This window comes from Brachyspira sp. G79 (assembly GCF_002379365.1).
GTDB lineage: Bacteria > Spirochaetota > Brachyspiria > Brachyspirales > Brachyspiraceae > Brachyspira.
In genome coordinates, this window is sequence record NZ_JQIU01000008.1 from 1,523,174 (window position 1) to 1,530,293 (window position 7,120).

The window sequence follows — 7,120 nt, forward strand, 5'->3', positions numbered from 1 at the left end:
AAGGAGTAATGTATGAACAAAAAATTATTATTATGTTATGTTTATTATTTGCATTTATGTTATCATCATGCGGAAATAAACAACAACAATCATCATCAGTAAGCAGTGCAGAATTAACTAACTCTATGGGAAGCGTAATACTTAGAGATGAAGGAGCTGAACCTGTTGTTATTGATATAGAGAAAAAAGAAGTTATCATTCCAGCAGAAGTAAATGCCAAATATTTTAACAGTCCTACAAGACATGGTATAGTATTTGACAGAGGTGCTAACGGAGATAAATCAGTTTTGAGAGGTTTGTCAGATGAGCGAGAATTTTATCAGGCATTAATAGATATAGGGGCAGTAGCTGGAAACAATCTTACTATGGAAGATATGAAATTAGAAAAAACAGTTGATGGTCAGAAATTAGATGTATTTGTTACTTGGGACGGTTTGGGTAAAGAAATTCCTTTTGCAGATATAATAAGATCAGATGAAGAAAGACCTATGGATATTAGATTCGGCGGAAATTTTGAGGCTGCTAAATCTAAAAGAACAGGCTGCATACTATGTCTTGACAGCTGTGCAGTTGGTATTACAAGTGATGCTGCTTATGAAACAGGTGCTGTTGAAGTAAAAAAAATAGGAAGATACGGCAGAGAAGATGTACTTCCTGCTGACGGAACAAGAGTGTCAGTTATTTTTAGAATAGCTGAAGATAATAATTAAAAATTAAAGGGATTGATAGGTGAAATATTTTATTATACTTTATAATACTTTCTTATGGGCTATGATAATTGCCTTTATTATGTTTAAAAATGTATGGCTTGAGATGAGAGTTAATGTAGGTTTATGCTTTTTTATTATATGGGCTTTGCTTTTTATTATATTCTTATTTGTAAGCAGTAAAAAGAATATTTTTAAAAATTTTAAAATATTTTCATCTATTAATCTTATATTATTTTTGGCAATTACTTTAATAATATTGTCTGTGAAAAATGCTGCATATATTCCTGCTTCTATTATAAGAGACGGATTATATGCTTTTAAATCACTAAAACTTAATACTATAAATATTATTCTGCTTTTATTTATTTTTGGCGGACTTATTATTATATATTCTAAAAAAGTGATAGATAAAGGTAATGAATAAATGAAATCAGATGCCTTTATAATATTTACTAGAATACCAATAGCTGGAAAAACAAAAACAAGACTTCAAACAAAATTAACCCCAGATGAATGTGCCGATATTCATAAATGTTTTTTAAAAGATATATATAAAGAAATGATAGGATTAAAAGAGTATAATATTGATATTATAGTATCATATAATCCAGAGGGTGATTTTAATATATTAAAAGAAATATTTAATAATGATGTTGAGTATATCAAACAGGAAGGCAGCGATCTTAATGAAAAAATATATAATTCTATTAAAGAGGTATTATCTTTAGGATATGATAAATGCGTTTTAATTGGTGCTGATATACCAGAAATAACTAAAGAAAATATTATAAATGCATTTAATATACTCAGTGATAATGATTTTGTATTTGGTGAGAGTTTTGACGGCGGATATTATCTTGTGGGTATGAATAAATACAGTGACATTATAGTAAAATCTGAAAGCGGTATTTTGAAAGATATTTTATTCTCTATAGAAAAAAATAATTTTAAATATTCAGTTATAGAAAAAAAGCATGATATTGATGAGTATGAGGATTTGCTATCTTTAAGTGAAAGAATAAATAATGGAGAAGCACTTTTAGAAAATACTGAGAAGTTTTTAAAAAATATGGGACTTTTATAAATGTCAGTATCTATAATAATACCAATACTAAATGAAGAGAATATAATAGAGAGACTAATAAATAATTTAAAAGTTTTGAAAGGTGATTTTGAAGTTATATTTTCTGACGGAGGAAGCACTGATAAAACTTTGAGTATAATAAAAGAAACAAGTAATTATAAAATAGTGCATTCTGAAAGAGGAAGGGCTAAACAGTTAAATAGAGGTGCTTTAGAGAGTAAATATAATATACTTTTATTTTTGCATGCTGACAGCATTATAGAAACAAATGTTATAATAAAAATAGAGAAGTTTATTGAAAAAGGCAGTAAATCGGGCTGTTTAAAAATAAAATTTGACAGTAAAAAAATATTAATGGGGATATGCGGATTTTTTTCTAATTTGAGAGTAAAATTTAGAAATATAGCATTTGGAGATCAGGGTATATTTATAGAAAAAGATTTATTTATAAGTATAGGAATGTTTGATGATATAGCACTTATGGAAGACTATAAATTATCCATAAAATTAAAAAAACTTTATCCTATTAAATATATTGATTCTTATATAATATCTTCTTCCAGACGTTTTGAAAAAAATGGTATTATAAAAACTATTATTTGTATGCAGAAACTTCAGCATATGTTTAGGAAAGGTTATGATATAGGAAAAATAGCAGATATATATAATAATATGAAGTAAGGAGTTTTTTATGCATATGCCTGATAATGTAAAAGACTGTATACATTGCAATAAATGTGTTAAGAAATGCAGTTTTTTAACTAAGTACAATATAGATTTGGAAGCATTTTCAAAAAGAGAAGATTTAGCTTATCATTGTTTTTTATGCAATGACTGTAATATAGTTTGTCCTAAGGATATAGATGGAAACAAAATATCTATGTGTATGAGAATAAATAAAATAAACTCTGATGTAGAAAAATAAAAAGAAATAGAGAAAAAATATAAATTTCTTTTGTTTAGAAAAAAGCAATTATATTTTTAAGAATTATAAAAATGTTATAAGCGAATCTGTAATATTTTCAGGCTGTAATTTTTCATCATTTTATCCTAATGCTTTGGGATATATATTAAAGAAGTTTAAAGAAGAATATAATATAGGTTCTGTATTTGACTGCTGCGGTAAGCCAATAGCTGAACTTGGTATAGATGAAGATAGTATTATAAAAAAACTTGAAGATAGAATGATTTTGCATGGTGTAAAAGAGATAGTAACATTATGTCCTAATTGCTATTATTTTTTAAGTCCTAGAATAAACAGCATTAGAATTATAAGCATATATGAAAAACTTAATGAGCTTGGTTTAAAATTTAATTTAAACATCGATGAAGAAATTAATTTATTCATACCTTGTCCTGATAAAAAAACAAGACATATAAAGAACTCTATATTAAATATTATAGATAAAGATATAATTATCAAAGATATAAATGATATTAATTGCTGCGGATTAGGAGGCTGTGCCATAGTTAATGAAAATAAAATAGCTTCTGGATTTATAGAAAAATTAAAGAGTAAAAGATTAAATAACTTATATGTTTATTGTGCCACTTGTGCGGGTAATTTTAATAGAAACAAAATAAATAATGTAAGGCATTTGCTTCTTAGTATGCTTGGTATTGATAGTTTAGAAATAAAAAATAGGAGTTCTATTTTTAATAGGGCGATGTTTAAATTTTATTGATTAAATTTAGTATATGCCTAAACAACTATAATTTGTCAAAAATAAATTTTTTTAATTTAAATATTCGTAGAGCTTCACAGTAGTGCCGCCATCAGTTCTTTTATGACATCGTCCGCCTGTGGTATAAAAGAACCATAGCTGTAAACATTCGGTGAAAGAACTACATTTTTAACCGCAATTTTAAGTATTACCATACATATGTCTAAAATATAAAGTTCTAGCAATTGCGTTTTTCGTGTGGCAAAACTTTTCGTATCACATCTATGACTACAGTACTCATAGCTAAGTGCTAGTCCTGCAGATAATAAATAAAATTAGTTTTGAAACAAGTCTGATAAAAAATTAATAGTTTCTATATTTTACATATGTATTTTATATAATAATAAATTTTAATAAATCTATTGTTTTAAAATGAAATTAATTATAATATTGATAGGTCAAAAATAAAAATAAAGTTGGTTATAATAATATATGAATAATATTACAACATACGATAAGCCTAGAGAAGAATGCGGAGTTTTTGGTATTTATTCCAAAGATATTAAGAAAGATATATTAAAAACTCTCAATTATGCACTCTATTCATTACAGCATAGAGGACAGGAAAGTGCAGGTATTACAATATCAAATTATAAGCATTTATTTACATATAAAGCTATGGGACTTGTATCTGACTTGTTTACAAGTAATATTCCTAAAGATACAGAAGGAAATATTGCAATAGGTCATGTGAGATATTCTACCACAGGTGCTAGCAAAATAGAAAATGCTCAGCCTATTGAGAATCTTTTTAGATTGGGTCAAATAGCTATAGCTCATAATGGTAATTTAACTAATGCCGAAGAATTGAGATATGAACTTGAAGAGGCAGGAGCTACATTTAATGCTACTTCCGATACAGAAGTTATTATTAAACTTATAGCGAGAAAAACAGTAAGTAATTTTATAGAAGGAATAAAAGAAAGCGTTAATATTATAAAAGGTGCTTTTGCTCTTGTTATAGTTGTAGACGGCAAACTTATAGGTGTAAGAGATCCTTATGGTATAAGACCTTTATGTTTGGGTACAAATGCAAATGGTGATTATTTTTTGGCCTCAGAATCATGTGCTTTAGATGCTGTGGGCTCAAAGTTTGTAAGGGATATTGAAGCAGGAGAAATGGTGATAATAGATGATGAAGGTGTAAAATCTTTTAAATATACTAAAGAAGATGTTAAACATTGTCCTTGTGCTTTTGAACATATATACTTTGCACGTCCTGAAAGCAATATAGACGGCATTAATGTTTATAATGTAAGATTTCAGACAGGTGTACTTCTTGCAAGACAAAATAAAGTTGATGCTGATATAGTTATAGGAGTTCAGGACTCTGGTACTATAGCAGCTTTAGGATTTTCTCAGGAAAGCGGAATACCTTACAGTATAGGTTTGGTAAAAAATAGGTACATTGGAAGAACATTTATTATGCCTGAACAGTCTACAAGAGAAGAAACTGTTAAACTAAAATTTAATCCTTTAAAGCATTTGATAGACGGAAAAAGAGTTATACTTATAGATGATTCATTAGTAAGAGGTACTACAAGCAAAATATTAATAGATATTGTAAGGCGTGCTGGTGCTAAAGAAGTACATTTTAGATCGGCTTCTCCTGTTATAAAAAGTCCTTGCTACTATGGTGTTGATATATCTTCAAAAAAGGAACTTATAGGTGCAAAACTTTCTGTAGAAGAGATTAGAAAGGAGATTAATGCTGATACTTTAGAATATCTTACAATAGAAGATATGCTTGAGGCTTTAGGAAACAAAAATTACTGCATAGGCTGTTTTAACGGAAGTTATCCTACAGAAATACCAAAAAAAGTACATATAGATAAGACTTGCTAATTTATATAATTAGGGCTTCATTTTTATGAAGTCCTTTTTTATAAAAATTATTAATGTAATAATTGACTTTTATCTATAATAAATTTATCATATAAAAAAATAATAAATGGGGTAAAGAGTTATTATGAAAGAAGTTTCTTATAAAATATGCATGAATGAAGAGGAATTAGTTGATGCTTTAATGAATAATGATGATATTATTTATGCTGAGTATAAACTAGGCAAAAAAATATCAAATATAAAAAACACTGGTAAGATCGCTTGGGGCGTTCTTATAGGAGGAGTGTTAGTTGCAGCTACTGCTATAATATCATCAAAAAAATTAGGGAAAGACAAAGCATTAATAGCTTCTTCTATAGCAACTATTCCATCTGCCGCTGCTGCTATTATTTATATAGGGCTTCCTTCTACTGTATCATTAATACAAATTCTTGTAAGTGCCTATAAAAAAAATGATGGTATAAATGGAGCTAAAGATATAGTATTAAAATTAAGAAATAACTACTACATAGCTGAAAAAGACAGAGAAAAACTTACATTAAAGAAAACAGCAGGAGAAAAAGTAAAAGAAGTAAAAATTACAGAAATTACAAAACCTGAAAAATAATATTTATTTAAAATAAATTAGTTAAACGAAAATCCCATATCATAAATATAAGAATAGTATAAATAAATCTTTTTGATACTTCTTTATTTTCATTATTTTTAAACTCTATATTTATTTTTACTTTATCTTTATAATCAGCTTCACCATCAATTTGAGCTTTGATTATAAAAGTATCTCCATTATCAAGAGTTAAAGCATATTCTTTTATTGTTCTATATTCTGTATATAAAGGAAACATACCATATCTCATTCCAAATGCCTTAAAAGTACCATATGCTATTTCTATATTTTCTAGTTTGTTTATTTCATTTTCCAAATTATTTTTATCAAGTTTTATTATGCTTAATTGATTTATAGGCTGCGATAATTGATAATCTTGTAATTGTTTTCTCCATTTTATAATAGTTTCTTCTTCCATTTCAATAGGGCTTGCTAAACTAATAAAACTGCTATTATCAATTTTCACTTCTTCATCATCACAATTCGTATAGCTTCCATCGCCTGCATATCTGAATGTAGTTATAAAATTATTACTACTATCATACAAATTCCATATAAGTGATAAGTCAAATTTATTCATTATTGTATTGTCAATAAATACCTCTTTGAAAAAATCATAATTATATTTATCTCCTGCAATTAGTAGTTTATTTAATATATACGAGAATTTTTTTATAATATTAGCAACTTGTTCTCTTATATGTTTTATTTCTTCTTTTTTGTTACTATCTAAACTTCTTGGAATGGATTTTAATATTTTATTTATATTTATATCGAATATACTTACAGAATAATCATTGTTCAATATTAATTTATAATTTTCATCAATAATCTTTTCGCTGTTTTTGTCAAATCCAATATTTGAATTATATTTCAATTCTAAATTGTAAAAAGGAATTTTTTTATCTTTAGCAATTTCTATTAAAATATCAAAAGCATTATTTTTTGTCGCCATTCTTTTGGCATTATTATATATATTAAATAGTATTTTAATTGTGTATTCATTTTCTTTATTTAAAGATAGTATTTTAAAAAATAATTTTGATTCGCCGTCTTTTTTGTATATTTCTTCTAATGCTTCATAGCCTCCATATAATCCGTAAATTAATTGTGCTGTTTCTTTACCTGTTTCTTTGTAAATATTATAAGC

At 26.6% G+C, this 7,120-nt stretch carries 9 protein-coding genes; 8 read left to right on the forward strand and 1 reads right to left on the reverse strand.

Going from position 1 to position 7,120, the window contains the following annotated elements; genetic code table 11:
* Positions 1 to 8 precede the first annotated feature (8 nt).
* The 8 genes from KQ44_RS08145 (at position 9) to KQ44_RS08175 (ending at position 5,970) form a co-directional block, all read left to right on the forward strand.
* Positions 9 to 710, forward strand: coding sequence for a YdjY domain-containing protein (locus tag KQ44_RS08145; protein WP_096736987.1), 702 nt, complete (start codon positions 9 to 11; stop codon positions 708 to 710).
* Between the two features lie 19 nt (positions 711 to 729).
* Positions 730 to 1,134 carry a hypothetical protein gene (locus KQ44_RS08150; protein WP_096736988.1) on the forward strand — a complete coding sequence of 135 codons (405 nt, stop codon included), beginning with the start codon at positions 730 to 732 and terminating at the stop codon, positions 1,132 to 1,134.
* Positions 1,135 to 1,794, forward strand: coding sequence for a TIGR04282 family arsenosugar biosynthesis glycosyltransferase (locus KQ44_RS08155; RefSeq protein WP_096736989.1), 660 nt, complete (start codon positions 1,135 to 1,137; stop codon positions 1,792 to 1,794).
* Entirely contained in the window at positions 1,795 to 2,475 is a 681-nt protein-coding gene (locus KQ44_RS08160; RefSeq protein ID WP_096736990.1) for a TIGR04283 family arsenosugar biosynthesis glycosyltransferase, read from the forward strand. It abuts the gene before it with no gap.
* A 16-nt stretch (positions 2,476 to 2,491) separates the two neighbouring features.
* Positions 2,492 to 2,719: a 4Fe-4S dicluster domain-containing protein gene (locus KQ44_RS15005; protein ID WP_240516554.1), complete on the forward strand. Its 228-nt coding sequence runs from the start codon at positions 2,492 to 2,494 to the stop codon at positions 2,717 to 2,719.
* 133 nt (positions 2,720 to 2,852) lie between these two features.
* Positions 2,853 to 3,479 (forward strand): heterodisulfide reductase-related iron-sulfur binding cluster, encoded by a 627-nt coding sequence (locus KQ44_RS15010; protein WP_240516555.1) that lies wholly within the window; start codon positions 2,853 to 2,855, stop codon positions 3,477 to 3,479.
* Positions 3,480 to 3,950: 471 nt separating this feature from the next.
* Positions 3,951 to 5,363 carry an amidophosphoribosyltransferase gene (gene purF, locus KQ44_RS08170; protein WP_096736991.1) on the forward strand — a complete coding sequence of 471 codons (1,413 nt, stop codon included), beginning with the start codon at positions 3,951 to 3,953 and terminating at the stop codon, positions 5,361 to 5,363.
* Positions 5,364 to 5,487: 124 nt separating this feature from the next.
* Positions 5,488 to 5,970 carry a hypothetical protein gene (locus KQ44_RS08175; RefSeq protein ID WP_096736992.1) on the forward strand — a complete coding sequence of 161 codons (483 nt, stop codon included), beginning with the start codon at positions 5,488 to 5,490 and terminating at the stop codon, positions 5,968 to 5,970.
* 7 nt (positions 5,971 to 5,977) lie between these two features.
* Here the strand turns inward: KQ44_RS08175 and KQ44_RS08180 are convergent.
* Positions 5,978 to 7,120 (reverse strand): DUF4132 domain-containing protein (locus tag KQ44_RS08180; RefSeq protein ID WP_143277884.1); only part of this gene is annotated, 1,143 nt, incomplete at its 5' end.

Coding starts and splice junctions, on each gene's coding strand:
- KQ44_RS08145 (WP_096736987.1), top strand. CDS start 9: ATGTATGAACAAAAAATTATTATTATGTTATGTTTATTATTTGCATTT.
- KQ44_RS08175 (WP_096736992.1), top strand. CDS start 5,488: ATGAAAGAAGTTTCTTATAAAATATGCATGAATGAAGAGGAATTAGTT.
- KQ44_RS08155 (WP_096736989.1), top strand. CDS start 1,135: ATGAAATCAGATGCCTTTATAATATTTACTAGAATACCAATAGCTGGA.
- KQ44_RS15005 (WP_240516554.1), top strand. CDS start 2,492: ATGCCTGATAATGTAAAAGACTGTATACATTGCAATAAATGTGTTAAG.
- KQ44_RS08160 (WP_096736990.1), top strand. CDS start 1,795: ATGTCAGTATCTATAATAATACCAATACTAAATGAAGAGAATATAATA.
- purF (WP_096736991.1), top strand. CDS start 3,951: ATGAATAATATTACAACATACGATAAGCCTAGAGAAGAATGCGGAGTT.